The sequence below is a fragment of the Streptomyces sp. HUAS 31 genome, assembly GCF_028198125.1.
Taxonomy (GTDB): Bacteria; Actinomycetota; Actinomycetes; order Streptomycetales; family Streptomycetaceae; genus Streptomyces; species Streptomyces chartreusis.
Genome location: NZ_CP116353.1, coordinates 8,029,259 through 8,055,776, shown reverse-complemented (window position 1 = coordinate 8,055,776; position 26,518 = coordinate 8,029,259). Strand labels below are relative to the sequence as shown.

Below are 26,518 nucleotides of genomic sequence, written 5' to 3'. Positions count from 1 at the left end.
CGGTCACTCGTCCACGCGCAGGGCGAACTCCACTCCCTCCAGGGCGAGTTCACGCAGCCACTCCTCCGAGCGGGCCGCCGTCTCCGCGGCCCGGCTCAGGCCCGCCGGCAGGGAGCCGTCCAGGATGTGCCGGACGCCGAGGGCGAGCGGGCGGGAGACGCAGCGGGCCATGGCGCTCTCCTCCTCGTCCCCGACCTGGTCGAGCAGATAGCTGCCGGACCACGACTGCCCCGAGCCGCCGCGCACGTCCAGCGACACGGCGAGGACGACCCGGTCGCGGTCGGCGTCCGTCGTCGGGTAGGTGGCCGCCAACTCCCCTGCCAGGGCGGCGATCCTGGCGTCGTCGCCCGCCTTCAGCTCCTCGAACACGGAGTCCCAGGCCCGCAGCCAGCCCTCCAGGCGCAGGGTGCCGCGTACGAAGGTCAGCGGCTTCCAGCCGTCCGGCAGCCCGTACTGCTCGACGAACGGAACGCTGTCGCGGTTGGGGTAGACCTCGAACACCTCCCCGTCCACGGTGTGCGGCCCGGTCGCCTCCCACGGCCGCTCGGCGACGGTCTCGGCACCGTCCTTGAGGTATCGGGCCGGTGCGCGCAGGGCGTTGAGGACCCCGGCGGGCGCCCAGCTGAAGCGGTACCTGAAGTCGTTCGGGACCGCGGGGACCCCGCCGCAGTAGGAGGTGAGGCTGTACGAGGCTCCCGCGTCGTCGCCGACGGCCTCCCGGGCGCGGCCGATCAGGCAGTGGGCGAAGAGGTGGTCGATGCCCGGGTCGAGGCCGGCCTCGGTGAGCACGACGAGCCCCGCCGCCGCGGCCGCCGGCACCTGTTCGAGGACCGCGTCCGACACATAGCTGGAGCAGGCGAAGTGGGCCGACCGGCGCACGCAGGCCGCCAGGATCCCGGCGTGCTCGGGCGCCGGCAGCATCGACACGACGACGTCGCCGGGCGCCAGTTCGGCCGTGAGCGCGGCCAGGGTGTAGGCGCGGGGTTCGGCGCGCCCGGTGAGGCCGAGCCGGGCGAGGGCGTCGGCGGCCCGGTCCTCGGTGCGGTGCCACAGCCGTACGCGGTCGGCCGTGTCGCACAGCCGGGACAGCCCGCTGCCGGTGGAAAGACCGGCGCCGACCCAGTGGACGGTGCCGCTCGCGGGTACCCGTGCGGATCTGTCAGCCATTGCGGAACTCCCCTTCCACGATGCCGAGTTCACGGCATGCCTGATGGAACCGGTCACGGCAGCGCCCCCACGGCCCGCCCGTCTCGAACTGGAGCAGCTGGGGAAGCAGCGCCGACGAGAAGTCGGCGCTGGACTCGCGGGGCAGCAGGGACGGCAGGTTGTCGATGGCGATGAGGTCGAGGGGCGGTTCCTTGCGCAGCCGGCGCACCGGGTCGGTCCACTCGGTGGTGCGGTCGTAGACCGGCAGCACGTTCAGCGGCGAGCCGACGTCTACGGTCACGTCGCAGACGGTGCGCAGCCTGCGGCCGGGGTCGTCGAGGTCCTCCTCGCGCAGGAAGGGCGGGACGGGCGTGGTGGCGAGGACGGCGTTGACCAGCACGTCGTGCGCCAGCAGCGCCGGGCGGTCCAGGGCACGGGTCTCGGCGAGGTCCCAGGGCGTCGCCTCGATCCCCGCGGTCAGGAACCCGAGCCTGGCGCCGCGTCCGCTGCGACCCAGGGCGCCGATCACCAGTGCGGTGAACTCCTCGTCCCCGGCGACCGGCCGCAGGAGTGCGTCCAGTTCGTCCTTGGACAGGGGTGTCAGCGGCGCGGCGAGCCGGCCCCGGTGCTGGAGGACGGCGAGGGCGGCGCCGAGATAGCCGGCCCAGAAGCCGAAGGCGGCGAGGCGGCGGCCGTCGTCGTCCACCAGGTACTCCAGGTCGAGCAGTGTGCCGCCTCCGGCCGCCAAGCGCCCGAGCAGCGCCTCGGCGCCGGGCTGCCGCTTGTAGGCGTGCCCGAAGAAGATGTGGTCGTGCGTCAACTCGCCCGGCTGGTCCGGGAGTTCCTTGAGCCCCAGCACGACGGCCCGCTCGGGTGCCGACACCCAGGATCCGGCGGGCGCGATACGGCAGCCGGCCGCCTCGTACTCCTCGACGGGGAAGATCCGCTGCGGGGACTCCTCGACGGTCAGGGTCACCCCGCGCTCGACGAGCCGCCGGGCGTCCGACGGCACGAGAGGTGTGCGTCGCTCGGTGGAACGGACCTCGTGGCGCAGCCACAGATGGAGCTCGGTCATACGCGGTTGGCCTCCGGGCGCGGGGCGTCGGCCGCGAACCGGCCGGCGCTGAGCGGGCTGACGTCCACGAAGGGTACGCGGCCGAGGTACAGGTCACGGACGACCTCGCCGACGGCCGGCCCCTGGAGGAAGCCGTGGCCGGAGAAGCCGGTCGCGTACAGGAAGCGGGAGACGGAAGTCGCCTCGCCGATGAGCGCGTTGTGGTCCGGGGTGACCTCGTACAGGCCCGCCCAGCCTCCCGTGCGGCGCAGGTCGAGCAGGGCGGGGGCGCGGCGCTCCATGGCGGCGGCGAGCCTTGGGATCCAGCGGTCGTGGGTGTCGGTGGCGAAGCCGGGCCGCTCGTCGGGGTCGGACATGCTGAGGAGCAGGCCGGGCCCTTCGGAGTGGAAGTAGAGGCTGGTGGTGAAGTCGATGGTCATCGGCAGGTCCGGCGGCAGCCCGCCCACGGGTTCGGTGACCGCGACCTGCCGGCGCAGCGGCACCACCGGCAGGTCCACGCCGACCATCGCCCCGATCGCCCGCGACCACGGGCCGGCCGCGCAGATCACCGTCTCGGTGGTGATCCGGCCGATGCTCGTGGTCACGGCGGTGATGCGGTCGCCGTGCACCTCGATGCCGGTGACGTCGTTGTGGCGTAAGATCCGCGCCCCGTACGCGCGGGCCGCGGAGGCGTAGCCGTGCACGACGGATTCGGGGGTGCAGTGGCCGTCGTCCGGGGAGAACGCGGCCGCCAGCAGTCCGTCGGTGCTGATCAGCGGGGACAGCCGCTGGGCCTCGGCGGGGTCGATCATCCGGCTGGGCACCCCGAGGGAGTTCTGGAGCCGGACGCTCGCCTCGAAGCCTGCGACCTCCTCGGGCGTCGACAGCAGGAACAGATAGCCGACCCGGTGCAGCCCGATGTCGTGCCCCAGCTCCAGCCCGAACCGGGCGAACGCCTGGAGGCTGCGCGCCCCGAGCTGGATGTTGAGCTCGTCGGAGAACTGCGCGCGCACTCCGCCGGCCGCCTTCGAGGTGGAGCCGGAGGCCAGTTCGTCCCGCTCGACGAGGACGACGTCCCGTACGCCCCCGCGGGCGAGGTGATAGGCGATGCTGGTGCCCATCACACCGCCGCCGATGACGACCACGCTGGCGTGGGTGTTCACGGGCGGGCCTCCTTCCGGGCCGCCTCGACGACGGCCCAGGCGGCGGCCGCGTCCTGGATGCCGAGGCCGACGCTGTTGTAGTAGACGATGTCGCCGGGCCCCGACCGCGGGAAGCTCTGCCCGGTGACCACGGCGCCGAGGCCGACCAGGTCCTCGGGGGCCAACGCCCCTTCACGCAGGGCGTGCACCACGGGCCCGGCGTGCTCGGCGGCTGTCGCCGGGTCGTCGACGACGACGCTCGCGGCACGCAGCAGCACATCGTCGTCGACCTCGCGGCGGCCGGGCTCGAACGAGCCGACGCTGACGACCGTGCACCCGGGTGCCAGCCACTCCCCCTGTACGACGGGCGTCGTGCTGAGCGTGCAGGCGGCGACCAGCGAGGCCCCCGTCACTGCCTCCTCGGCGGTGCCGACCGCCTCCACGGCGAGGCCGAGTTCGGCCGTGAGCTCCTGTGCCGAGCGGACGCGGTTGCGCTCGGTCGGGCTCCACAGCCGTACGGACTTCAGCTCGCGCACCCTGGCGACGGCGCGGGCGTGGGCGAGGGCCTGGGTGCCGGAGCCCAGGAGCGCGAGGTCCGCGCTGTCAGGGCCGGACAGGACGTCGATCGCGACGGCGCTCGCGGCGGCCGTGCGCAGGGTGGTGATCGCAGTGCCGTCCATCACGGCGGCGAGGCGGCCCGTCACCGGGTCGAGCACCGTGATGACCGCGTGGACGGTCGGCAGGCCGGACGCCGCGTTGCCCGGGTTGACGCTGCCGATCTTCGCGACGGCCCCGGTGTCCGCGGACAGCCGGGAGACGTACGCGAAGACGACGCTGTCGTCGAAGCGGCTCGGGTGCATGATCTTCCCGGGCAGGTCGGCCGCGTCGGCGCCGAGCGCCGTGAAGGCCGCGCGCTGCGAGGCGATCGCCGCGTCGAGGCCGAGCAGGCGCGAGACCTGGTCTCCGGTCAGGAAGAGGACGTCGTCGGTCATTCCCTCTTCCTGTCCGGACGTGCCTCGCCGCAATCAGGACAGCTGCCCGACCGCGTCCAGATGGGGCAGGTGGTGGTCGAGACGCTCCCGCTTGGTGCGCAGGTAGGTGATGTTGTTCTCGCACGGCGGGATGAGCAGCGGGACCTGCTCGGCGACCTCGATGCCGTGCTGCACCAGCGCCTCGCGCTTGCGCGGGTTGTTCGACATCAGCCGGACGCTGCGCACGTTCAGGTCGTGCAGCATCCCGGCGGCGACGCCGTAGTCGCGGGCGTCGACCGGCAGGCCGAGCGCGAGGTTCGCCTCGACGGTGTCCAGGCCCTCCGCCTGGAGGGCCATCGCCCGCAGCTTGGCGAGCAGGCCGATGCCGCGGCCCTCGTGGCCCCGCAGATAGACGACGATGCCGCTGCCCTCGGCGACGACCGCGCGCAGGGCGGCTGCCAGTTGGTCGCCGCACTCGCAGTGCTGGGAGCCGAAGGCGTCACCCGTCAGGCACTCCGAGTGCAGCCGGGTCAGCACCCCGTCCGTGCCTATCTCGCCGTAGACGAGGGCCACTTGCTCGTCTCCGCGGTCGTGATCGAGGTAGCCGATCGCACGGAATTCGCCGTACACGGTGGGCAGCGGCGCATTCACCACGCGTTCCACGCCGGAACGCTGCGTCCGCTGCGTGGACTTCTTGCCGAGGACGCCAATTTTTTCTGTCATGATTCTTCAGTTCCTAAGCAGAGACGAAAGGCCGTGAAAAGATGAGTGGTTCGCAAATGCGGCCGGCGGCGCACTCGCTGGTGCCGGCGGACACCACCGAAGACGTACGGACCCGAGGGGCGGGCGTCTCACGACAGGTGGCGGTGCTCCCCGTCGGAAGCTTCGAGCAGCACGGCCGGTTCCTTCCGCTGGCGACCGACACGCTGGTGGCCTGCGCCATCGCGCGCGAGATCGCCGCAGCACATCCGGTGCACCTTCTTCCGCCCGTGACCATCTCCTGCTCGCACGAGCACGCGGCCTGGCCGGGGACCGTCAGCATCTCCTCCGTGACCCTTCATGCGGTGATACGGGACATTGCGGCTTCGCTCCGCCGGTCGGGCGTCGACGCCCTGGTGCTGGTCAACGGACACGGCGGAAACTACGTACTGGGCAACGTCGTTCAGGAGTCCTCCGCGCGTGGTGAGCGAATGGCGCTGTTCCCGGCCCCGGAGGACTGGGAGGCAGCGCGGGTGCGGGCGGGGGTGGAGACCTCACTGCTCACCGACATGCACGCGGGGGAAATCGAGACCTCCATCCTTCTGCACGCTCATCCCGAATTGATCCGACCCGGTTATGAGACTTCCGATTTCGTGGCGGACGATCGCCGTCATCTGCTGACCCTCGGTATGTCCGCCTATACCGATTCCGGTGTCATCGGCCGCCCTTCACTGGGTTCCGCGGAAAAGGGGAAGGGGCTGCTGGCGAGCCTCGCGGATTCCTTCGGCGCGTATGTGTCACTGCTGACCTCCGCGGACGATTCCGTAGCGGACACGGGTGACGCCTGAAAATAGCCGCTGGGTTCCGGGTCCGCCATGGTCGCGGCGGATCCGGATTCCGCGCGCAGCCCGGTGTACCAGCGGGCGACCAGGACGACCAGGCCGGGCAGCGCGGCCACGAAGCTGAGTACGCCGTACACGACGGCGACCGCGAGCCCGGTGGTCGCGCCCAGTCCCGCGGCGCCGAACGCCCAGGCGGTGACGCCCTCCCGGGGGCCCCAGCCGCCGACGTTCAGGGGCAGTCCCATCGCGAGCAGCGCGAGGACGGCGAGCGGCACCAGGGCGGCGACGGAGGCGTCCGAGCCGGCGACGCGGGCGGCGAGCACGAACATCCCGATGTGTCCGGCCAGCACGACGGCCGAGGAGACGGCGACGCCGGGGCCGTTGCGGCGGGACAGCAGGGCTTCCCGGGCCTCGTCGAGGGTGGTGCGCAGCGCGGACGGCCGGCTCCGGTCGCGCCGCGACGGCGCCCGGTTCATGCGTACGGCGGCCACGACGGCGAGCGCGCCCACCCCGGCGAACAGGATGAGCGGGGTGATGTCGCGGGCCTGGTTCAGCACCGGTGACGGCATGGTCAGCAGCACGACGGCGCCGAAGGCGGCGAGGACGACCTGGCCGGCGGTCCGCTCCAGCACCACCGCGCGGACGCCGCGCCCCATGTCACCGGCGCTCTGCCCGTGCCGTACGGCCCGGTGCACATCGCCGAGGACGCCGCCGGGGAGGGCGGCGTTGAGGAACAGGGCCCGGTAGTAGTCGGCGACGGCGGGCCACAGCGGCAGCCGGATCCGCAGCCCGCGGGCCACCAACTGCCAGCGCCAGGCGCTGAACACGGTGGTGACCAGCCCGATCACGAGCCCGCCGGCCAGCGCCGCACCGTCGATCCGCCGCAGCCCGTCGAGGAACACTCCGGTGCCGAGCCGCCAGAACAGCACGACCAGGATCACGACGCCGACGACCGTGCCCAGGTGCGTGCGGAAGGCTGGGGTGTTGAGCTGCGACAGCGCTCCACGCAGCCGACTGCGAGTCGGCTCGGCGGACTCCGCTGCCGACGGCGCCTCGGTGACGACGACTCCGATCCGGTCCTGGGAGACGGCGGCGGTGCCGATGACGGGGGCGGCGGGAAGGACCGCCTGCACGCGGGCGCCGCGCGCGCCCGGCCGTTCCGCCCGGCGGATACGGGGCTTGGGGACCCGGCGTTCGGGGCGGGTCCGGGCCACCGTCTCCACGGTCATGACGCTCCGCCCGTCGGCCGGCACAGCGCCAGCAGGTCGCTGTGGTGGACGACGACCCGCAGTTCGCCGGCCTGGCAGGCGGCGAGGCGTTCGGTCAGGTAGCGGTCGGCGCGCTCGCGCAGTTCGGGGCGCTGCTCGACCGCCGCGCCGACCCAGCCGCGCAGCCACTGGGCGGTGAGCGCCGACTCGCCGGGGCCGAGCTTCCACGGGCTCGGCTGGACCTGCACGGTCGCGCCGTGCTCGGAGAACGCCTCCGCCGCCACCGTGATCGCGTCGGGGCCGAGCATTCCCGAGCGCCGCTGGTGGTCGTTGAACGCCTCGGCGATCTCGTCGTCCATCGGGTCGGACGGGGTGAGTTCGACGCGGCCCGCGACGGAGAGCGTCAGCAGCGCCGGGCAGCCCGCGCCCGCGCAGGCGGCGGCGAGGGTGCCGATCTCCTCGACCGTGAGGACGTCGAGGAGTGCGGACGCGGTCACCAGGGAGGCGCCTTGCAGGGCGTCCGGGGTGAGCCGGCCGACGTCGCCGCGGCGCGTCTCGACCGTGACCCGGCTGCCGTCGGCGGAGGAGCGCGGGGAGGCGACGGCGGCGAAGTGCAGGAGGTAGGGGTCGCGGTCGTGCAGGACCCAGTGCTGGGGGCCGTCCAGATGGGGCGCGAGCCAGCGGCCCATGGAGCCGGTGCCGCAGCCGATGTCGTGGATGACCAGCCCGCCGGAGCGGGCCGGCAGGTTGGCGAGCCGGATCCGCAGCGGGTCGAGCAGGTCGTGCGCCCGCGCCGAGGCATCGGCGCCCTCCCGCAGCTCCAGCCACTCGGGCGCGTAGCGCGGCGGGTCGTCGGGGCCGGCGTCCCGCAGCCGTACGGTGGCCCGCTCGCCGGGCTGCACGGTGGGGCCGGCCCCGAGGATCACGGCATCGGCGTCGGACGCCGACGGTATGGAAGCACCACCCATGTCACCCTCCGCCGAGACGATTTCGCTGTGCGGGCCGCTCTGCTCGTCGGCGTCCGCCCCGCGCTGCGCCGAGTCCGTCGCATCGAGAGGCCCCGGCTGGGTCGGTATCGTCCCGCCGCTCTGTGCCGTCGCCGTCTTCCTCATGCCGCCCTCCGGGGTTCGTTCGGCAGTCGGCCCAGAACCGAGGCCAGGCTGCGGGCCGTGCCGGCCCAGCCGTTCAGGGCGGCACGCCGTCCGCGGGCCGCCGCCTTCAGTCGGCGTCGTACGTCCGCCTCGCCGAACCAGCCGCGCAGCTCGACGGCGATCGCGGCCGAGTTCTCCGGCGGCACGAGGATGCCGGGGACACCGCCGTCGGGGGCCCGGCCGACCGCCTCGGGGAGCCCGCCGACGTCCGTCGCAAGCACCGGGATCCCGCGGGCCAGCGCCTCGGTCACCGCCATGCCGTACGTCTCGGCGTAGGAGGTGAGCACCATGAGGTCGGCGGTGTTGTAGCTGGCGTCGAGTTCGGCGCCGGCCTGCGGGCCGGCCAGGATCAGCCGGTCCTCGAGGCCGTGCCTCGCTATCAGGGCCCGCAGTTCGGCCACGTATGCGGGGTCCTGGTTCAGCCCGCCCACACAGACGCAGCTCCACGGCAGGTCGGTCACCGCGGCCAGCGCCTCCACCAGCCGGTGCTGTCCCTTGCGCGGTGTCACGGCGGCCACGCACAGCAGGCGGGACACACCGTCGGTGCCGGCGGCGAGCGGCGCGATGTCGGCGCCGGGCGCCGCGACATGGACGCGCTCGGGGGCGAGCCCGTGGTGGGAGACAAGGCGGCGCACGGCCCAGTCGCTGGTGGCGATCACCGCGTCGACCGCCCGCAGCACTGTGCGTTCCCGGGCGTCCAGCTCCGCGGCGACGGCGGGCTCCAGGCCCGTCTCGTCGCCGAGCGGGAGGTGGACGAGGATCGCGAGGCGCAGCCGCTCCGCCTCCGGCACGATGATCTCGGGCACGCCGCACGCGACCAGCCCGTCCAGCAGGACGACCGTGCCGTCCGGGAAATCCCGCAGCGTACGGGCGAGTTCGGCGCGGGCCTCGGCGCCGGGGCGGGGCCAGCTGCCGTCCACCGGGTGCTTGTGCACCTGCCAGCCGAAGCCGGGCAGGTCCAGACAGACGCGCCGGTCGTAGGCGTTGCCGCCGCTCGGCGCGGCCAGGTCGTCGACGCCGCCCGGCAGGACGAAGTGCACGGAGCGCAGGGACATGGGGATGATCTCGGCGTTCTTCAGGACGGAGTGCTGCACGGGCATATAGCCCAGCTCCGTCTTGTCCAGGGTGACGTTCTTGCCGAGGACGCCGTTCCCGTCGCGGGCCACGTTCTTCTCCAGCGTCACGTCGGTCACAGGGCACGCTCGTAACTCGCCCAGGCGACGTGCGACTCGTGCAGGGTGACGGTGAGACCGGCGAGGCCCTTGGCGCCCTCGCCCAGCGCGCCCTTCTCGATGCGCTCGGCGAGCCGGTCGGCGATGACCTTGGCGAGGAACTCGGTGGAGGTGTTGATCCCGGCGAAGTCGGGTTCGTTGTCGAGGTTTCTGTAGTTCAGTTCACCGACGACGGCACCCAGTTCCCGTGTGGCGAGTCCGATGTCGACGACGATGTTGTCGTCGTCCAGCTGCTCGCGCCGGAACGTTGCGTCCACCAGGAACGTCGCTCCATGCAGGCGCTGCGCGGGTCCGAAGACGTCGCCGCGGAAGCTGTGGGCGATCATGATGTGATCGCGGACGGTGATGCTGAACAACGGACGACCCTCCAGGTGCGGTGCGCTCCTCATCCCCCGCTGATCACTGCCGGGGATGTCGTGTAGTACGGCTCTTCGCTTCCCCGTGTTCAGCCGACTCTCACTCTTTTCTGAGGTCAGGCGCTCTTGTCGTCCGGGAATGAACGAGTCCGTCAGGGCGTGTCCGCGTACCTGACGCGGTGGCAGAGGGCCGGGATCTCCCCCGAGGTGAGCTTCGGCATCACTTCGGGCAGCTCCTCGAAAGCGCTCTCTCCCGTGACGAGGGCGTCCAGCGCCGGGTCGGCGAGCAGGTCGAGGGCGAGGGCGAGCCGGTCGGCGTAACTGCGGGTGGCACGGCGGGCCGGGGAGACGGTGCCGACCTGGCTGCTGCGGATGACGAGCCGCCGGGAGTGGAAGGCCTCCCCGAGCGGGAGGGCGACGCGCCGGTCGCCGTACCAGCTCAGTTCGAGGACCGTGCCCTCGGCCCTGAGCAGTTCGAGCGACCTGTTCAGGCCCTGTTCGGTGGCGCTGGCGTGGACGACCAGGTCGCACTCGCCGAGCGCGTCCTCGGGCGAGGCGAATCCGACGCCGAGGGCCTCGGCGACCTCGGCCCGGCGGGGATCGGCGTCGACCAGTTGAAGCCGTACTCCCGGGAAGCGGGCCAGCAGCGCGGCGACCGAGCAGCCGACCATGCCGCCGCCGACCACGGCGATCCGGTCGCCGACCAGGGGCGCGGCGTCCCAGAGCGCGTTCACCGCGGTCTCGACGGTGCCGGCGAGGACGGCGCGCGCGGCGGGCACGTCGTCCGGTACGACGGTCACGGCGCTCACGGGGACGACGTACCGGGTCTGATGCGGGTACAGGCAGAACACCGTACGGCCGACCAGTGCCGTCGGCCCGGCCTCGACCACCCCGACGCTGAGATAGCCGTACTTCACGGGGGCGGGGAACTCGCCCTCCTGGAACGGTGCCCGCATGGCCGCGTGCTGGTTCTCGGGGACGCCGCCGCGGAACACGAGTGTCTCCGTGCCCCTGCTGACTCCGGAGTACAGCGACCGCACCAGCACCTCGTCCTCGCCCGGCTCCGGAAGGACGGCCTCCCGGATCTCTCCTTCACCCGGAGAGCGGAGCCAGAACGCACGTGCGGCGCGGTTCATCGGAATCCTCCTGAACGATCGTGAAGCCGTGCACGTACGGAGGTGTGCACAGGTCGCGCACAGTACGCGGCCTTGATCGACTCTGTCATCTGGCCGGAGGAATGTGCGGTGGCCCTGAACAACACTTACGACGCAAGGCTGGTCCAGCAGGAGACCGCTGTGGGAGCGGGCGTGCAGATCCTGTTGCTGGCCCTGCTCGGATCGGCGATCGGCCTGGGGCCGGCGGGCTGGCTGACCGGCCTCGTCTTCGCCATCGCGACCTGGGCGCTGCTGTCGCTGGCCCTGCACCGGTCGGGGCTGCGCTCCTTCGGTCCGGCGAACCGGGTCACCCTCGGCCGCGCGACGCTGGTGGGCGGCGTCACGGCTCTCGTGGCGGACTCCTTCCAGAGCTCGCCGCCGGTCACGCTCTTCGTGGGCCTGACGGCGGTCGCGCTGATCCTCGACGGCGTGGACGGCAAGGTGGCCCGCCGCACGGGCACGTCCACGGCGCTGGGAGCGCGCTTCGACATGGAGGTCGACGCGTTCCTGATCCTCGTACTGAGCGTGTACGTCTCGATGTCGCTGGGCCCGTGGGTCCTACTGATCGGCGCGATGCGCTACGGCTTCGTCGCCGCCGCCCGCGTGTGGCCCTGGCTGAACGCGCCGCTCCCGCCGAGCACGGCCCGCAAGACGGTCGCCGCGATGCAGGGCGTGTTCCTGCTGCTGGCCGCGTCCGGCTATCTCCCGTACGCGGCGACGTTCGCGGTGGCCGCGGTGGCGCTCGCCGCGCTCGTCTGGTCGTTCGGGCGGGACATCATGTGGCTGTACCGGACGTCGCGTACGGAGCGGGTCCCAGTGCCGGAGGTTCGGGAACTGGTGGCGTCCTGAACGCAGGGCCGCGAAATGCCGCCGGTCGTCCGCGGCGCCGTACTGGCTGGTCGCGCCCACGCGGCGGAGCCGCAAATCGATACAGTCCCGCGCCCCTTTCGGCGCTGCCGAACCGCGCCCGCCGGGCCTCAGCGGCGAGGCAGCAACCCGATGGCCGCCAGTGGTACGGCCGCCAGCACCAGCCACGGCACAGCCGCCGGCAGGCCCGTGTCCAGGAGGGTTCCCGTCGCCGAGCTCCCGATGAGGACGATGACGCCCGAGATCGAGGACAACGCGCCGGTGTAGAGGCCGAGTCGGCCCTCCTCGGCGAGGTCGGGGATCCAGGCGCGGGCGACCGGTGCGACGAGCATCTGCCCGAGGGTGAGCAGGACGACGAAGCCGGCCGCGGGCAACAGGGCCGCCGTACCCGTCCAGTGGGCGGGGCGAGCCGCGGCCACGACCGTGAAGCCCGCCGAGATGAGCAGCAGGCCGGCCACCATGGACCGGCGCAGGGTGAGCCGCTCCCCCACCCAGCGGGTGACGGGCAGCTGGGCGATCACCACCAGCAGCGAGGACAGGGCGAACAGCCAGGCGAGCGCGGCCTGGGAGCCGGTGGCGCGCTCCACTTCGTCGGGCAGCGCGAGGTAGAGCTGGTTGTAGGCGAGCAGATAGGCGCCGTACGCGCAGCACAGGGCGAGGAAGCGGCGGTTGCGCAGCAGCTTCCCCAGGCCGCCCCGCAGGCGGACGCCGCCCCGTCCGGGTATGCGCTGCGGCAGCAGCCACGCGTGGCCGGCGAGGACGAGGCCGAAGATTCCGGCGCCTGCGAGGCAGACCGTGCGGAAGTCCACCGCCAGGAGCAGCGCGCCGAGCAGCGGTCCGACGAACGCGCCCGCCTGACCGGCGACCGTCAGCAGCGCGAGCACCCGGGTGCGCGAGCCGCCGCCCGCTTCCTCCCAGAGCACGGCCTGGCGGGCGACCTCGGACTCCACGGCCGGTGAGAACAGGGCGGCGGCGAACCCGATCAGCAGCACCGCCCCGATCACCGCCCCGGTCGCTGTCGCGTACCCGAGCCACACGAACCCGGCGATCCGCAGCACACACCCCGTGAGGACCACCGGCCGGATGCCGTACCGGTCGGCCAGCGCGCCGCCCACCACGAACAGCCCCTGCTGACTGAACGTCCGCAGCCCCAGCACGAACCCGACCAGCCACCCCGCCATCCCGACGGCCTGCCCCAGGTGTTCGGCGAGGAAGGGCAGCACGGCGAAGAAGCCGATGTTGAAGGCGAGTTGGGTGAGGATGAGGAGACGGAGGAGGGGGGAGAGCCGGAGCCGGTCCGGAGCCGCCTTCCGGAACCCGAGCGTCGGCGGTCTCATCCGGTCGTCACCAACTCCCTCGGTTCCGGCCGCTTCTCGGGCACGTCCGTCGCCTCGGGTACGGCCGTGCGCTTGCGACGCCGTACCCCTCCGGCCGCCGTCACCGCCAGCGCGCCCAGCAGGGCGAGTACGGCGGCGGGGGCCAGCACCGCCCAGGGGGCGCGCTCGGCGTAGGGCTGGTTCTCGGCGAGGAGCAGGCCCCACTCCGGGGAGGGCGGCTGGGCGCCCAGGCCGAGGAAGGCGAGCGAGGCGAGCGCGAGGGCGACGCCGGGCAGCCGGAGCAGGGCGTGCCGGGTGACGGGCGGCACGACGGCCGGCAGCAGTTCGTGGCGCAGCAGATACCAGCGGCCGGCGCCCAGGGCGCGGGTGGCGGTGAGGTGGAGCGCGGCGCGTTCCTGCCGCAGGAGCGCGGAGGTGTGTGCGGCGAGCGGTGTCCACGCGACGGCTGCGACGGCGAGGGCGGGCGTGGTGCCACCGCTGCCGACGATCGCGGTGACGAGCAGGGCGACGAGGACCGGCGGCAGCGCGGTGACGGTGTCGACGACGGGCCCGGACAGTCGTGGCAGCAGGCCGAGAGCGAGCCCGGTGAGCAGGGTGACGGCGGTGATCGCGAGTGCGAGCAGCAGTGTGTCGAGGGCGCCGTGCGCGACGCGGGCGAGGACGTCCCGGCCGAGGGCGTCGGTGCCGAACGGATGCGCGCCCGAGGGCGCCGCGAGTCGCTCGGCGGTGTCGAGGGCCAGCGGGTCACGGGGCAGGCCGACGGCGATGACGGCGAGGAGCAGGCCGCCGTGGACGAGGGGCGGGATGCGGCGGGCGGGCGGTGCCGGCCGGTGCGGGGACGGCAGCGCGCCGTCGCGCAGGGCCGGGCCGATCAGCAGGCGGGTGAGGAGGTGGGCCAGTGCGGCGGCGACCGCGGCGAGCAGCACGAGGGCGAGCGTGCCGGCCTGGAGGACGGGCAGGTCCTGGGCGAGGGCGGCCTGGAGGGTGGTGCGGCCGAGGCCGGGGATGTCGTAGATCTGCTCGACGGTGACCGCCCCGCCGGTGATGCCCACGACGAACAGGCCGGTGTTGGGCAGCAGTCCGGGCAGGCAGCGGCGCAGGGCCTGTCGGGCGACGGTGCGGCCGGGCAGTCCGCGCGCGGTGGCGGCGAGCGCCCAGGGCTCGGCGAACGCGCCTGGCAGCAGGTCGTCGAGGAGCCGGCCGAGGACCGCGCCGGCGGGCAGGCCGAGGGCGAGGGCGGGCAGGATCGTCCACTGGAAGCCGTACCAGCCGAGCGCGGGCAGCCAGCCGAGCTGCACGCCGACGACGGTGGCGAGGACGGACGCGGTGAGGAACTCGGGCAGCGCGGCGAGGACCGCGGAGCCGCTGCCCGCGGCCCGCCGTCCGTCCAGTCGCAGCGCGGCGCCGAGCCGCAGGGTGCGCGCGCAGATCAGCGCGGCGGTGCCGGCGGCGACCGCGAGGGCCACCGCCATCAGCAGCAGGGACACGCCGAGTGCCTGGAGCACGGCGGGCGTGACCTCGCTGCCGGATATCCAGGACCGTCCGGCGTCCCCCTGCCACAGCCCGCCCAGCCAGTCCCCGAGGAGCCGGAACGGGCCTTTTTCCAGGCCGAGTTGGGCGCGGATGTCGGCCAGTACCTCTGGCGTGGGGTCGCGGTCCGCCGACCGGGCCTTGAGGACGGTGAGCGCCGGGTCGGTGTGCGAGAGCCACGGCAGTACGCCGATGGCGCACACCAGGGCGGCCGCGATGCCCGCACGCCACAGGAGCGTGACTGCCTGGTGCCGCACGGGTCAGCGCCGGGTGCCGATGCCGACGAGGGTGCGCTCGTACGGGTCGAGGAGCGCGCCGCTGACGGAACTCCCGACGCCGGTGATGATCCGCTGGTGGACCAGCGGTACGACGGTGTCGGTACCGAGGATGCGGGCCTCGGCGGCCATCGCCGCGTCCTGCCGCCCGGCGGTGTCGGTGGCGCGCTCGGCCTCGGCCACGGCACGGTCGACGTCCTTGTCGCAGAGCTGGGCGAGGTTGTAGCCGCCGTCGCAGGTGTAGTCACTGGCGAGGACGGACACGGGGTCGCCGGTGTCGACGAGGGTGTTGCGGGCGAGGACGAACGCGTCGAACTTTCCGGCCAGCGCGTCGCTCTCCAGCCGCGAGTACTCGCGCACCTCCAGCGTGACCTCGAAGCCGGCCTTCTCCAGCTGCTGCTTCAGCACCTGGGCGACCTCGGGCAGTTCGGGCCGGTTGTCGTACGTGGCGAGCGTGACGCGGGTCCCGTCGGGCCTGCCGGGCTCCGCCCGTCCGACCGGCTCGGTCCGCTTGCCCGCGGCCCAGGTGACGGCGGGGCCGTAGATGCCGGTGCCGGGGTCGGCGTATCCCTCGTGGACGTCCTCGGCGAGCGCGGAGGTGTCGACGGCGGCGCGGGCAGCGGCCCGCAGTGCGGCGTCCTCGAAGGGGCCCTTCTGAGAGTTGAGGAGCAGGCTCGTGGTGCGGGTCGTGGCGGTCGCCTCGCGGGTGCCCTTGTCGAGGGTGGCGGCCTGGGCGACGGGGATCGCCTCGGCGAGGTCGACCTGGTCGGTGCGCAGCGCGCTCGCGCGGGCGGTGCCGTCGGCGACGAACTTGACGTCGATGCCGGTGGCCTGGGCGCGTCCGCCCCAGTAGTCGTCGTAGCGGTCGAGGGTGGCGGCGGTGTCGCCCATGACCTTGGTGATCTCGTAGGGCCCGGTGGCGGTGCCGACCGGGTCGACGTCGTCCTTCTCCTTGTACGCCTTGGCGGAGAGGACGGCGAGGGAGGGGCTGGACAGCCGCAGCGGCAGGATCGGGTCGGGGGCGCCGGTCGTGATGCGTACGTCGTCGGCGCCCTCGGCCTTCGCGGTGAGGGTGACTCCGGCGACGGCGGCCGGGGCGGGCGCGGCCCGGGTGGCGTGGGTGAGGGCGGCGGCGACGGCGGCCGGGGTGACCTTGGAGCCGTCCTGGAAGGTGGCCTCGCGGAGGGTGAACAGCCAGGTCTTCTCGTCCTCCTGGCGCCAGGAGGCGGCCAGGGCGGGGGCGGCGGTGCCGTTGGCGTCCAGCGCGGTCAGGCCCTCGGTGACGCCGAGGCGGCTGAGGATGGTGGAGTCGGCGCCGTAGGGCGAGAGGTTCTCGGCGGGCGGGAAGGCGAGGGCGACGCGGAGGCGGGAGCCGGTGTCGGCGGAGTCGCTGCCGCCTCCGCCGGAGGCGAAGCAACCGGCCAGCACCGGGCCGAGGAAGAGGGCGAGGATCGGGCGGAGTCGGCGTCGCACGGTCTATCGCTCCATCGGTATGTCGAAGTGGACGACGCCGTTGCCGCCGCCGGTGTCCTCGCGTTCGTCGTGCACGACCTTGCCCAGCGAGCGCCAGAAGCTCTCGGCGCCGGGCACCTTCGGGTCGGTGTGGAGATAGACGGCGCGGTAGCCGCCGTCGGCCGCCGCGAAGGCGAGGAGCTCATGGACGAGCCGCCGGGCGAGGCCGCGTCTGCGGTGCTCGGGGCGGACGTAGACGCGGCGCAGTTGCGCGGTCGCGCCGGAGGGGTAGCGCTCGGCGAGGTCGCGCGGGTTCGGCGGGTGGGCCGGGCCGCGCGAGTCGAGCGCCGCCGTGGCGACGACGCCGCCCCGGGCGTCGAGCGCGACGAGGAGGGTGTGGCGGGGCGAGGCGAGGTAGGCGGCGGCCGGATCGATGATGTCCGCGTGCCAGCGGGGCACATAGCCGGTGCCGAAGTCGCGGTACACGGTGTCGAGCATCAGGGCTCGCGCACCGTCCAGGTCGTCCGGGCTCGCCGCCCTGATGCTGTAGTCATGCACTTGCACATCATATGCATTAAGCACAAGGAAAGATCGCGACGCCGCCACGGTCTCCGCACCCCCCTTACGGCCCAAGCGATTTGACAGTGATCATGAGCCGCGACCAGTCTAGCCACATGACATCCATTTTCAACAAGGGGGCCCTGGCCCCGAGGGCGGGCCGCTGATGCGCATCGCGTTCGTCGGCAAGGGCGGCAGCGGCAAGACGACCCTGTCGGCACTCCTCACCCGCCACCTCGCGCGCTCCGGCGCGCCGGTGCTGGCCATCGACGGCGACATCAACCAGCACCTCGCCGAGGCGCTGGGCCACACCGGCGCCGCCCTGGACGCCCCGCCCCTCGGCGCCCATGTCCGGGACATCAAGGAGTACCTGCGCGGCACCAACCCGCGCATCCCCTCCGCCGACGCCATGATCAAGACCACCCCGCCGGGCCGCGGCTCCCGCCTGCTGCGTCTCCTCGGCGACGACGAACTGCACACCCGTCACGTCCGGCGCGTCGGCGATGTGCCGCTGATGGTCACGGGCGAGTTCGACGAGAGCGACCTCGGGGTCGCCTGCTACCACTCCAAGCTCAGCGGGGTCGAGCTCTACCTCGGCCACCTGGTCGACGGCCCCGGCGAGTACGTGGTCGTCGACATGACCGCGGGCGCGGACGCCTTCGCCTCCGGTCTGTTCACCCGCTTCGACATGACGTTCCTGGTCGCGGAGCCGACCCGCAAGGGCGTCTCGGTCTACCGCCAGTACCGCGACCACGCCCGCGAGTTCGGCGTCCGCGTCGCCGTCGTCGGCAACAAGGTGACCGGCGAGGACGACCTGATCTTCCTCAAGGAGGAGGTCGGCGACGACCTACTCACTCACCTCGTCCACTCCTCCTGGATCCGCGCGGCCGAACAGGGCAGGGAACAGGGCGAGTTGGAGGCCCACAACGTCCATGCCCTGAACGTGCTGCGCGAGGCGGTGGACGCCTGCGACAAGGACTGGCCGACGACCCACCGCCACGCCGTCGACTTCCACCTGCGCAACGCCCGCGCCTGGGCGGACGACAGAACGGGCGCCGACCTGGCCACCCAGGTGGACCCGGACTTCGTGCCGGGCCCTTCCGCACTCGGCGGACGCGCGGACACGCACGGACCACGGCGCCTGTGACCGCACGCACATGGCATGAGATCAGGCATCATCCCGAAATTCCGTCGAGTTCGGTCCGGCGGCTGCCTACCCTGGCGGTATGGCCCACGCGAAGACCTCGTACGTCTGCCTGCCCTGCCGGGCCTCGTACAAGCAGCCGTACGACAAGGACAGGCAGCGGATCTGCCCCCGTTGCGCGGAGCCGCTGATCCACGTCGGCTCCGCCTTCGCCGCGCCGCCACGCCGTGACCGCGCGGCCTGGCGGACCCTGTCCGTGCTGCTGCACGCGGGCGTCCGGTTCCACAAGAGTTGCTGCGGCGGGCCCGGTTACCGCCCGCGCACTCTGCGGGAGGTGCGTGAGCGGTTGGCCTGTGCGCGCCGTACCGGTGAACCCTTCGCCCGGGCACTCGTCCGTCCCGAGATGCCCTGACGCACACCCCGGTGACCGGGTTTCATCCCGGCTGTCTCACAGCCCCGCCCGCGCCAGCAGCACCGGCAGCGCCTCCGGCTTGACCTTCTGTACCGACCGCACCTGGCCCAGTCCGAGTTCCTCGCGGCTCACCGGCTCGCGGTACAGCGCCTTCGTCGCCTCGGTGATCATGGTCACGGCGACCAGGTACAAAACGTCGGGGTCCTCGTCGTCCGCCCGGGGTTCCTCGTCGACCTCGGCCACCGCGGCGACCGCCGACTCCGGCTGGGCGAAGAAGAACCAGAGACGGTCGCCCGGCTGCATCCGGTAGCGACGGCTGAGCCAGAGCTCCAGTTCCGGCTCCTCCTCCGCCACTTGCCGCATCGTCTCCTTGTCGGACGGCTCCCCGTCCAACGAGTCCTTGCGCGGATCGAGAATGTAGATCCAGTCCGCCATGGGATCCCCTTCGGTCAGGGCCCTCGGCCCGCGGCAAGGCGCATGGTGCGGTGCCTCATCGTGCCAGGCCACGATCCCCAGGCATACACATTTTCCGGGACCGTCGGTCGGTCCGCGGCCGTCGCCCGGTGTCAGCGGCGTTGTCAGTGGGTGCCGATAGCTTGATCCCGTTGCGCCGATCTGGCGTTGACGTCCCCTTTCGCATGCATGGGAGATGGTGCGTTGTCGGTGTGGGAGAAGTCGAGTACGGCGCGGGTCGTGCCGTCCGCGCGCCCGAGGAAGCTCGCGAAGGTGCCCTTCGTGGAACTGGCCGACGGGCGGTTGCAGGGTGTGGTGTCCAGTGGGTCGGACATCGGGCGGGTGTATGTGTCGTCGGTCGAGGCCGGGACGTACGCGTTCGCGTGCAGCACCAACAACAACCGTCCCTGCGGTGGGGCGCGCGGATGGTTCTGCAACCACATACGTGCGCTGATCGGTGAGGCGGTGCTTCAGTACGGCGTCGAGCGCGTGGGCCGGTATCTGAAGGTCGAGGTCGCCGGCGGCGCGTCCGCCGATGCGGGCACCCTCACCGATGCGATGACCGCCGTTCGGCCGGGGCAGGGGGACAGTTCGGCCGCGGCTCAGGTGTTCAGCCGGTTCCTGCGGCATCTGGCGTATCTCGAACTCGCCCCGAGTACCGCTCCGTTGCCGGAGATGCAGTGGTTCCCGACGACGAGGGCGGTGGCCTGATGCATACCGATCTGCTGACCGACGCCGTCGACGGGCTCGACGGTGCCCTTGCCGCCGTGGACGGTTTCGACGAAGTACTGGTCGCCGGTCTACTGCGTCCGCAGCCCGCCCAGGCCCACGGGCTGGCCGCACTCGCCGAGGCCGTCTCGGGCTCGCCGCTGGCGGCGCGGGTCGCCGAGGCCGCCGAGAAGACCGCTGCCGGGGCCGCCGGCGAGGATCACTTCGTCGCGCTCGCCGCCGCCCGCACCGCCCTGCTGGGTTCCGTGCACGATGCGCTGGTCCTTCGTGTCGAGGAGGCGGTCGGGCGGCCTCGGGACGAAGGGCGCGCCGCTACGGCCGGCGATGCGGAGTACGCCGTCAATCTGCTGACCGCGGCGCGCAGTTGGCTGTGCGACGTCGCGCGGGCCGGATGGCAGGGCATCGACCATGAACTCGTCGGCGGGGCGGCGCCCGTCGTGTCCGCGATGCTGCCCGACACCGCGCTGCGCCGCCCGGCCACGCTGCTGGACGGTTTCGCCGCCGAGCTGGCCGCGTCCTGCCCGGGAGCGACCCTGGAGCGGGTGCCGGTGCGGCGGTGGGCCGACCTGTGGTCGCGCGCCATGCTGCTGACGATGCCCGGAGCAGCGGCCTCCGCTCCCGGCGTCAGCGAGGCGACCGGCCGTCTGCTGCCGCTCGGTGTCGACGTCCAGGAGCACGCCACCGCCGTACAGGCCCAGGTTCATGCCGTGTTCGAACCGGCGGACGGCGGCACACCGCGGCTGGTGCGGGCCTCGGTGTCCGCGCCGAAGCCCGACACCGTCGTCGGTGCCGGGCTGTGGCAGCTGTTGCGGCCGCACATGTCCCTGCTGGCCGCCGTGAGCGAGGGGCGGGCGATGGAGCTCGACGCGATGCCCCTCACCGGTGAGGGCGATCTGATCTGGGACGACGCCAGGGCCCGCACGGGTGAGCCCGCCGAGGTGTTCGCCACCGCGCGGGTGGCGCTGCCCACCGCTGCCGCCTTCCCGGCAGCGCCGCTCGACCGGCATCCGGCACGTATCGCCGTGCCCGTCCTGCTGGAGGGGTATGCCGTGGAGGAGGGCGAGGACGGGGTGGCGTTCCAGGTCGCGGGGCAGCGTCTCGCCGTGGACACCGACCGGGTTCCGGCCGCCGGACCGCTCACCCCAGAGGTCGTCGCCTCGTCCGCCGCGTGTGTCGGGCTGCTCCGCTGGGACGCCGGGGCGTTTCTGGTCCAGCCGCTCGCCGTCGAGCGGACCGTGCGGAAGAAGTCCGTCGCCGTGCACGCCGGGGCCTGGGCCGGAGGTACGACCGACAAGGCCGGCGTACGGGCCGAGAAGGCCGCCACCGACGCCGTCACCGTGCTGCGCGAGCGGGCGGGGAGGCTGCTGCGGAAATGAGCGAGCAGATCATCGAAGGTGCCCCCGTGCCCGACGCGGAGGAGAACCGGCGACAGGTGCTGTACTGGCGGCTGCTGGCCCGGCTGTTCGACCCCGAGGAGCAGGCCGGCCTGGAGTCGGCGAGCCTCGCCGTGGTCGAGGACATCGGTCTGCCGTCCGCACTGCTCGACCCGGGGACGTCCGTCGACTCCGTCGTACAGCGGCATCCGGAGCTGGAAGCCGAGTTCGACGGACTGATGGCACCCGAGCCGGACGAGGACGGTGCGCGTGACCGGGCCGCCGAGGTGCGACGCGCGGCGCTCGTGTCGAAGGTGCTGCTGAACGTCTTCGCGACCGGCTCCGGCACCGTCACCGCCGAGCAACTGGCGCGCTGGCAGTCCGACGCGGGATGGCTGGAGCGGGCGCTGGGCTGCCGGCCCGGCGAGCTGCGCGGCGGACGTGGCGGTGCCGCCGGTGCGGGAGGCGGGCCGGGCGTCAGCCCGACCGGTACCGGTTTCGGCGGACCCACGCCCGACCTGAGCCGTCTGATCCCCGAGATCGGGCCGGAGCTCGGTGCCCTGGAGGCCGGTCTCGTCAAGCGCATGCATCTGCGCGAGGTGCTGGCCGATCCCGCGCTGGCCTCGCAGCTGACGCCGAGCATGTCCCTGATCGAGCAGTTGCTGCGCGACAAGGACAACCTCTCCGGTGTCGCCCTCGCCAACGCCAAGTCGCTGATCCGCCGTTACGTCGACGAGGTCGCCCAGGTGCTGCGCACCCAGGTGGAGAAGGCCACGGTCGGTGACATCGACCGGTCCGTCCCGCCCAAGCGGGTCTTCCGCAACCTCGACCTCGACCGGACCATCTGGAAGAACCTCACCAACTGGGATCCGGAGGGCGAGCGGCTCTACGTCGACCGTCTCTACTACCGGCACACCAGCCGAAAGACGACACCCCAGCGGCTCATCGTGGTCGTGGACCAGTCGGGTTCGATGGTCGACTCGATGGTCAACTGCACCATCCTGGCATCCATCTTCGCCGGGCTGCCGAAGGTCGACGTCCACCTCATCGCCTACGACACACAGGCGCTGGACCTGACGCCCTGGGCACACGACCCGTTCGAGACCCTGCTGCGGACCAAGCTCGGCGGCGGCACCGACGGCACCGTCGCCATGGCGCTCGCCCAGCCGAAGATCGCCGAGCCGCGCAACACCGTCGTCGTGTGGATCTCCGACTTCTACGAATGGCGCACGGACGAGCTGTTCGAGAGCATGGCCGCCGTCCACCGCTCGGGGGCGAGGTTCATCCCGGTGGGTTCGGTGACCAGCTCCGGGCGCGGCAGCGTCAACCCGTGGTTCCGGGAGAAGTTCAAGGACCTCGGTACGCCGGTGATCTCCGGCCACATCAAGAAGCTCGTGCACGAGCTCAAGACGTTTCTCACCTGATCAACCGGCGTACGTCCACGTCTCGTTGTGATCCCCGTACGGAAGGCTTTCCAACATGTCAGACCTGCTGCGCGCTCCTGCCGAGATCAAGTACGCCGAGGAGCTCGACTGGCTGGAGTCGATCGACGACGGCCCCAAGCCGTTCTCGTGGCGTCTGTCCCCGAAGATGGTCCGCCTGTTCATCCTCGGCTCCGAGCGTGCCGACGGACTGGACCGCGAGGTGTCGCAGAAGTGGTTCGGCGACCGAAGCTTCGTCGAGCGGTCCATCGTCACCCTCGCCTCCGACCGCGGTCTGCTGCTCATCGGTGACCCCGGCACGGGCAAGAGCTGGCTGGCCGAACTGCTGTCCGCCGCGATCAGCCGCAACTCCACGCTGGTGGTGCAGGGCACGGCCGGGACCACCGAGGACCACATCAAGTACTCGTGGAACGTGTCGATGGTCATCGCCAAGGGCCAGTCGCGGGAGTCGATGATCCCCTCGCCCATCATGACCGCGATGGAGGGCGGCTCGATCGGCCGCTTCGAGGAGCTGACCCGGTCGACGAGCGACGTCCAGGACGCGCTGATCTCGATCCTCTCCGAGAAGTACATCTCCGTCCCCGAGCTGGAGAGCGGCGGCGGTGACGACAACATCGTCTTCGCCAAGCCCGGCTTCTCGATCATCGCCACCGCCAACAGCCGCGACCGGGGTGTCAACGACCTGTCGTCCGCGCTGAAGCGCCGGTTCAACTTCGTCCGCATCCCGGTCGTGACGAACAAGAAGAGCGAGGCGGAGATCGTCCGCTTCCGCACCGAGGAGCTGCTGCGCCGGCACTCGATCGACCTCGACGTGCCGCCGACCCTCCTCGATGTGCTGCTCCAGAGCTTCGCCGACCTGCGGGCGTCCGCCGCCGCGGCCGGCAGCGACGACGAGAAGCTGGAGTCCGCGCTGTCGACGGCCGAACAGATCGGTGTGCTGGAGGACGCCGTCCTGCACAGCAACTTCTTCGGCGAGCGCGCCCTGACAGCCCGCACCCTGGCGTCCTCCCTCGTCGGCTCCCTCACCCGGCGCGAGCCCGAGGACCTGGCCATACTCAACAAGTACCTGCACGGTGTCGTCGAGCCGCGCAGCAAGGAGGAGGGCGGCTCCTGGCCCGAGTTCCTTCAGGGCGGCCGCGACGCGATCGCCACACTGTCATGAGCGGGCCCCGGGAGAGCACGTCGTTCGCCGCGCTCCGCGGCCAACTGCAGGAGGCCGCGGCCACGTTCGCGGGGGGACCCGACGCCCTGGAGGGCATCCTCCTCGGCATGGTCGACGACGTCGACCGCGCGGTGCGTGAGCCGCTGGAGATCTTCCCCGTCTGCCACCACTCCCCCGCCTCGGCTCTCGCCATGGCCCGCCGGCTGCGCGAGAAACAGCCCAAGGTGGTGTACCTGGAGCTGTGCGAGGACATGGCGCCGCTCCTGACCGAGCTGCGCAACTGCCGGCTGCCGGTGGCGGTACAGGCGTTCGCCGGCGACGTCGACGGCTTTCCCGCCGACTGGGCCCCGCTGTCGGTCGTGGCGCCGGTCACGGAGGCGTCCGCGGAGTACCAGGCGATCGCGTACGCCCTGGACACCCCGGGCGTCGAGCTGGTACTCGTCGACCGGTCCTCGGACCACGTCTTCCAGTGGGACAGGAGAGGCGGGCACGCCCAGGAGGATGCCGCGCCTCCGGAAGAGGCCGAGGCCGCGCTGCACGGCGAGGCCGTCGGCGTCGAGATCGGCGACCTGCGGCCCCGCTTCGCCGAGTTGGAAGAGCATCTGCTCCGCCACGGGAAGGTGCGGCACTGGTCGGAGTGGTGGCACCAGTACGTCGAAGTCCCGCTCGGGGACAGCGATCACGACACCTACCGCCAGGTCATGTTCCTCATCGGCAGCCTGTTCCGGCGGCTCGCCCCCGGCGTGGGGTCCCGAGTCCGGGTGGACGAGGACCGCGAGCGGTACATGTGGACCCGGATGCGCGAACACCTGACGGCCACCGGCACGGATCCGAAGGACTGTCTGTACGTGTGTGGCGCCTTCCACGCGGCCAGCCGTGTCGAGGAGTTCGGTGTGGACGGCGCCTCGGACACCTTCGTGATCTCCCCTCGTACGGCCACCACCTGGCAGTACGGTCTGATCCCGTCCAGTCACGCGGCGATCGAGGCGCAGTTCGGGCTCGCCGCGGGCTCGGTGTCGATCGCGGCGACGGCGTGGGCGAAGAGCCTGAAGCGGACCCGTGTGAAGCCGTTCCGGCTGGAGGGCCAGGCGGGGACGAAGAAGTCCGGTAAGAAGACGGCACTCCCTGCCGTCGCCATGGCACCTCAGTCCGCCGTCGCCGCGGACAAGCTGACCGGCTTCCTGCGCAGACCGCCCGTGCTCGACGGTCTGGACGAGGCCGAACTGCTCGGCTGGTCGGTCGACATCGTGCGCGCGGCCCGGCGCAACGGCTATCTGGCCTCCACCGCCGACGCCATCGCCGTCTTCGAGACGTCGATCCTGCTCGCCGGCATGCGGGACCGGGCCAAGCCGACGCCGTACGACTTCCAGGACGCGGCGGTCACCTGCATCGAGAAGGACAGTGTGCCGGGGCGGCGGGACGTGCGGCGTCTCGTCGAGATCATGATGGGCGGCGACCGGATCGGCCAGGTCGGCTACGACTCGCTGCCGCCGCTGGCGCGGGATGTGTACGACCGGCTCGCACCGCTGGAGCTGAAGCTGGAGCAGCGCGGGGTGCGCCGGGCGTTGCTGGACATGGCGTCCCGGCCGGAACTCCGGGCGTGTTCGGACGTGCTGTGGATGCTGCGGCGGCTGCTGCCGCAGGGCGCGGCACGGCCGATCATGGGTGAGCGGGGGCTCGGTGAGCGGTCGATCCAGGAGTCCTGGGACCTGGCGCTCGGCACGCACCAGCGGGCTCTGATCGAGCTGGGCTACGAGGGTGTCAGCCTTGAGCAGGTCCTGGAGCAGCGGCTGCGGCGCGACGCGTACGGGGCGCAGGCGACGACGGCGACGGTGCTGGCCGCGGTCGAGGACGCGACCCTGTACCTGAACAGCCGCCGCCTCTCCGACGAGCTCGGCACGCATGCGCTGAAGCTGCTCGCCACCGAGCGCAGCGTGGACGGCGCGCCGGAGGTGCTGCGCCGGGTGCGTGCGCTGCTGGCGTACTACCGCACCAGCGAGCCGGTGCTGCCGTCGTGGATCGAGTCCTTCGTCAAGACGGGTTACGCCCACTACTGCACGCTGCTGCCGACGGCGTTCAGGGACGAGGACGCGACGGTCGGGCAGGTCGCGGCGATGCTCGGCTTCCTGTTCAGCATGGAGAGCCTGGCCCTGTCGCTGGGCTGCGACCGGACCCAGCTGGAGCTGGCGGTGGCCCAGTCGCACCCCGACGAGCCGTCGAAGACAGCACTGCTGTGGGCGGCGCAGGTGCAGCTCGGCACGCTGTCCCGGGCCGAGCTGCGGGCGCGGTGCGACGGGCTGCTGGACAATCCGCTGGTCGTGCCCGCCTATCCGCGCTACCTGAGCGGCTTCGTACACGCGCTGGAGCCCGTGCCGGGGCTGGCGGACGTGGTCGTTGAGGCGGTGTCGAACGCGTTCGGGCGGCTGCCGGACACGGTGCTGCTGCCGTGGTTGCCGCTCCTGATCACCACCCTGCGCTCCGGCGCGTCCGACCTCGCTCCCCTGCTGATCCGCGAGGCCGGTCGCATCTTCCCCGGCCGGCTGCCGGCACTGGACACATGGGTACCACCGTGGCGGATGCCGCAGACGGATCCGTTCACCGCGACCCGGCAGAAGCCCGCACCCGACGTCCACCGCGGCGCCACGCTCCTCACGACGCACCCGGCGACCTGCGACGCGGTGGCGGAACTGCTCGGCTGCGACGGCGTATGGGCGCGGTCCGGGGCCCCGCTCCCGTCGGGCGTGGCGTTGCTGTCCACGCACCCGGCGACCTGCGACGCCCTGGAGTCCCTGCTCGCCGGCGGATGAGGCAGGCGGTGGTCCGGTTCGG

Annotated in this window: 23 protein-coding genes and 1 pseudogene; 9 read left to right on the top strand and 15 right to left on the bottom strand. The window is 72.4% G+C overall.

Translation table 11 applies throughout. From position 1 onward, the window contains the following. Window positions 1-3: 3 nt before the first annotated feature. Genes PGH47_RS35640 through ribA form a run of 5 tightly spaced genes read right to left on the bottom strand, consistent with a single transcriptional unit; the run spans window position 4 to window position 5,036 of the window. The gene (locus tag PGH47_RS35640) at window positions 4-1,167 is read right to left on the bottom strand and encodes a saccharopine dehydrogenase family protein (RefSeq protein ID WP_271666841.1); all 1,164 of its coding nucleotides are present in this window, start codon (window positions 1,165-1,167) and stop codon (window positions 4-6) included. Beyond that, window positions 1,160-2,221, bottom strand: coding sequence for a saccharopine dehydrogenase (locus PGH47_RS35635; protein ID WP_271666840.1), 1,062 nt, complete (start codon window positions 2,219-2,221; stop codon window positions 1,160-1,162). Before PGH47_RS35635 ends, PGH47_RS35640 begins: the two co-directional genes overlap by 8 nt. Next, on the bottom strand, window positions 2,218-3,363 hold the full coding sequence (locus tag PGH47_RS35630; RefSeq protein WP_271666839.1) for an NAD(P)/FAD-dependent oxidoreductase: 1,146 nt from the start codon (window positions 3,361-3,363) through the stop codon (window positions 2,218-2,220). Before PGH47_RS35630 ends, PGH47_RS35635 begins: the two co-directional genes overlap by 4 nt. Next, complete coding sequence (locus PGH47_RS35625) at window positions 3,360-4,334, bottom strand: ornithine cyclodeaminase family protein (RefSeq protein ID WP_271666838.1); 975 nt, start codon at window positions 4,332-4,334, stop codon at window positions 3,360-3,362. Before PGH47_RS35625 ends, PGH47_RS35630 begins: the two co-directional genes overlap by 4 nt. Window positions 4,335-4,367: 33 nt before the next feature. Beyond that, window positions 4,368-5,036 carry a GTP cyclohydrolase II gene (ribA, locus tag PGH47_RS35620; RefSeq protein WP_126898647.1) on the bottom strand — a complete coding sequence of 223 codons (669 nt, stop codon included), beginning with the start codon at window positions 5,034-5,036 and terminating at the stop codon, window positions 4,368-4,370. 41 nt (window positions 5,037-5,077) lie between these two features. Here ribA and PGH47_RS35615 point away from each other — a divergent pair, with 41 nt between their 5' ends. Then, window positions 5,078-5,860 (top strand): creatininase family protein, encoded by a 783-nt coding sequence (locus tag PGH47_RS35615; RefSeq protein WP_333938179.1) that lies wholly within the window; start codon window positions 5,078-5,080, stop codon window positions 5,858-5,860. Window positions 5,861-6,012: 152 nt separating this feature from the next. Here the strand turns inward: PGH47_RS35615 and PGH47_RS35610 are convergent. The 5 genes and pseudogenes from PGH47_RS35610 to PGH47_RS35590 form a co-directional block, all read right to left on the bottom strand. Further along, a pseudogene (locus PGH47_RS35610) lies at window positions 6,013-7,083 on the bottom strand (lysylphosphatidylglycerol synthase transmembrane domain-containing protein); the annotation flags it as partial. Next, a complete protein-coding gene (locus tag PGH47_RS35605) occupies window positions 7,080-8,030 on the bottom strand; it encodes a class I SAM-dependent methyltransferase (protein WP_376051965.1) in 951 nt (316 codons plus the stop codon). The gene PGH47_RS35605 and the pseudogene PGH47_RS35610, both read right to left, overlap by 4 nt. A 140-nt stretch (window positions 8,031-8,170) precedes the next feature. After that, the gene (locus PGH47_RS35600; RefSeq protein WP_271668226.1) at window positions 8,171-9,313 is read right to left on the bottom strand and encodes a glycosyltransferase family 4 protein; all 1,143 of its coding nucleotides are present in this window, start codon (window positions 9,311-9,313) and stop codon (window positions 8,171-8,173) included. Between the two features lie 89 nt (window positions 9,314-9,402). Continuing rightward, window positions 9,403-9,801: a 6-pyruvoyl trahydropterin synthase family protein gene (locus PGH47_RS35595; RefSeq protein ID WP_093747920.1), complete on the bottom strand. Its 399-nt coding sequence runs from the start codon at window positions 9,799-9,801 to the stop codon at window positions 9,403-9,405. Window positions 9,802-9,953: 152 nt separating this feature from the next. Then, window positions 9,954-10,937 carry a zinc-dependent alcohol dehydrogenase gene (locus PGH47_RS35590; RefSeq protein ID WP_271666835.1) on the bottom strand — a complete coding sequence of 328 codons (984 nt, stop codon included), beginning with the start codon at window positions 10,935-10,937 and terminating at the stop codon, window positions 9,954-9,956. A 108-nt stretch (window positions 10,938-11,045) separates the two neighbouring features. Between PGH47_RS35590 and PGH47_RS35585 the strand changes: the two genes are divergently transcribed. Then, a complete protein-coding gene (locus PGH47_RS35585) occupies window positions 11,046-11,804 on the top strand; it encodes a CDP-alcohol phosphatidyltransferase family protein (RefSeq protein ID WP_271666834.1) in 759 nt (252 codons plus the stop codon). Window positions 11,805-11,932: 128 nt separating this feature from the next. On the opposite strand, the gene PGH47_RS35580 is transcribed toward PGH47_RS35585, so the two are convergent. From PGH47_RS35580 to PGH47_RS35565, 4 genes are read right to left on the bottom strand one after another with little or no spacing between them, the layout of a single operon-like run. Beyond that, window positions 11,933-13,159: an MDR family MFS transporter gene (locus tag PGH47_RS35580; RefSeq protein ID WP_271666833.1), complete on the bottom strand. Its 1,227-nt coding sequence runs from the start codon at window positions 13,157-13,159 to the stop codon at window positions 11,933-11,935. Next, window positions 13,156-14,946, bottom strand: a complete 1,791-nt coding sequence (locus PGH47_RS35575; protein WP_271666832.1) for an ABC transporter permease subunit — start codon at window positions 14,944-14,946, stop codon at window positions 13,156-13,158. Before PGH47_RS35575 ends, PGH47_RS35580 begins: the two co-directional genes overlap by 4 nt. Before the next feature lie 3 nt (window positions 14,947-14,949). Continuing rightward, the gene (locus tag PGH47_RS35570; RefSeq protein WP_271666831.1) at window positions 14,950-16,437 is read right to left on the bottom strand and encodes an ABC transporter substrate-binding protein; all 1,488 of its coding nucleotides are present in this window, start codon (window positions 16,435-16,437) and stop codon (window positions 14,950-14,952) included. 3 nt (window positions 16,438-16,440) lie between these two features. Continuing rightward, on the bottom strand, window positions 16,441-16,974 hold the full coding sequence (locus PGH47_RS35565) for a GNAT family N-acetyltransferase (RefSeq protein ID WP_271666830.1): 534 nt from the start codon (window positions 16,972-16,974) through the stop codon (window positions 16,441-16,443). 166 nt (window positions 16,975-17,140) lie between these two features. Between PGH47_RS35565 and PGH47_RS35560 the strand changes: the two genes are divergently transcribed. Together PGH47_RS35560 and PGH47_RS35555 are read left to right on the top strand one after the other, a co-directional pair. Beyond that, window positions 17,141-18,121, top strand: coding sequence for an ATP-binding protein (locus tag PGH47_RS35560; protein ID WP_271666829.1), 981 nt, complete (start codon window positions 17,141-17,143; stop codon window positions 18,119-18,121). 79 nt (window positions 18,122-18,200) lie between these two features. Beyond that, a complete protein-coding gene (locus tag PGH47_RS35555; protein ID WP_271666828.1) occupies window positions 18,201-18,530 on the top strand; it encodes a deoxyxylulose-5-phosphate synthase in 330 nt (109 codons plus the stop codon). A 36-nt stretch (window positions 18,531-18,566) separates the two neighbouring features. On the opposite strand, the gene PGH47_RS35550 is transcribed toward PGH47_RS35555, so the two are convergent. Further along, complete coding sequence (locus PGH47_RS35550; protein ID WP_271666827.1) at window positions 18,567-18,965, bottom strand: hypothetical protein; 399 nt, start codon at window positions 18,963-18,965, stop codon at window positions 18,567-18,569. Between the two features lie 207 nt (window positions 18,966-19,172). On the opposite strand from PGH47_RS35550, the gene PGH47_RS35545 reads away from it, so the two are divergent. Genes PGH47_RS35545 through PGH47_RS35525 form a run of 5 tightly spaced genes read left to right on the top strand, consistent with a single transcriptional unit; the run spans window position 19,173 to window position 26,496 of the window. Next, window positions 19,173-19,694 carry a hypothetical protein gene (locus PGH47_RS35545; RefSeq protein WP_271666826.1) on the top strand — a complete coding sequence of 174 codons (522 nt, stop codon included), beginning with the start codon at window positions 19,173-19,175 and terminating at the stop codon, window positions 19,692-19,694. Continuing rightward, complete coding sequence (locus PGH47_RS35540) at window positions 19,694-21,088, top strand: hypothetical protein (RefSeq protein WP_271666825.1); 1,395 nt, start codon at window positions 19,694-19,696, stop codon at window positions 21,086-21,088. The genes PGH47_RS35545 and PGH47_RS35540 overlap by 1 nt, the downstream gene beginning before the upstream one ends. Continuing rightward, the gene (locus tag PGH47_RS35535; RefSeq protein ID WP_271666824.1) at window positions 21,085-22,509 is read left to right on the top strand and encodes a vWA domain-containing protein; all 1,425 of its coding nucleotides are present in this window, start codon (window positions 21,085-21,087) and stop codon (window positions 22,507-22,509) included. The genes PGH47_RS35540 and PGH47_RS35535 overlap by 4 nt, the downstream gene beginning before the upstream one ends. 55 nt (window positions 22,510-22,564) lie before the next feature. Continuing rightward, window positions 22,565-23,689 carry an ATP-binding protein gene (locus tag PGH47_RS35530; RefSeq protein ID WP_126898663.1) on the top strand — a complete coding sequence of 375 codons (1,125 nt, stop codon included), beginning with the start codon at window positions 22,565-22,567 and terminating at the stop codon, window positions 23,687-23,689. Next, entirely contained in the window at window positions 23,686-26,496 is a 2,811-nt protein-coding gene (locus tag PGH47_RS35525) for a DUF5682 family protein (RefSeq protein ID WP_271666823.1), read from the top strand. The genes PGH47_RS35530 and PGH47_RS35525 overlap by 4 nt, the downstream gene beginning before the upstream one ends. Window positions 26,497-26,518: the final 22 nt, after the last annotated feature.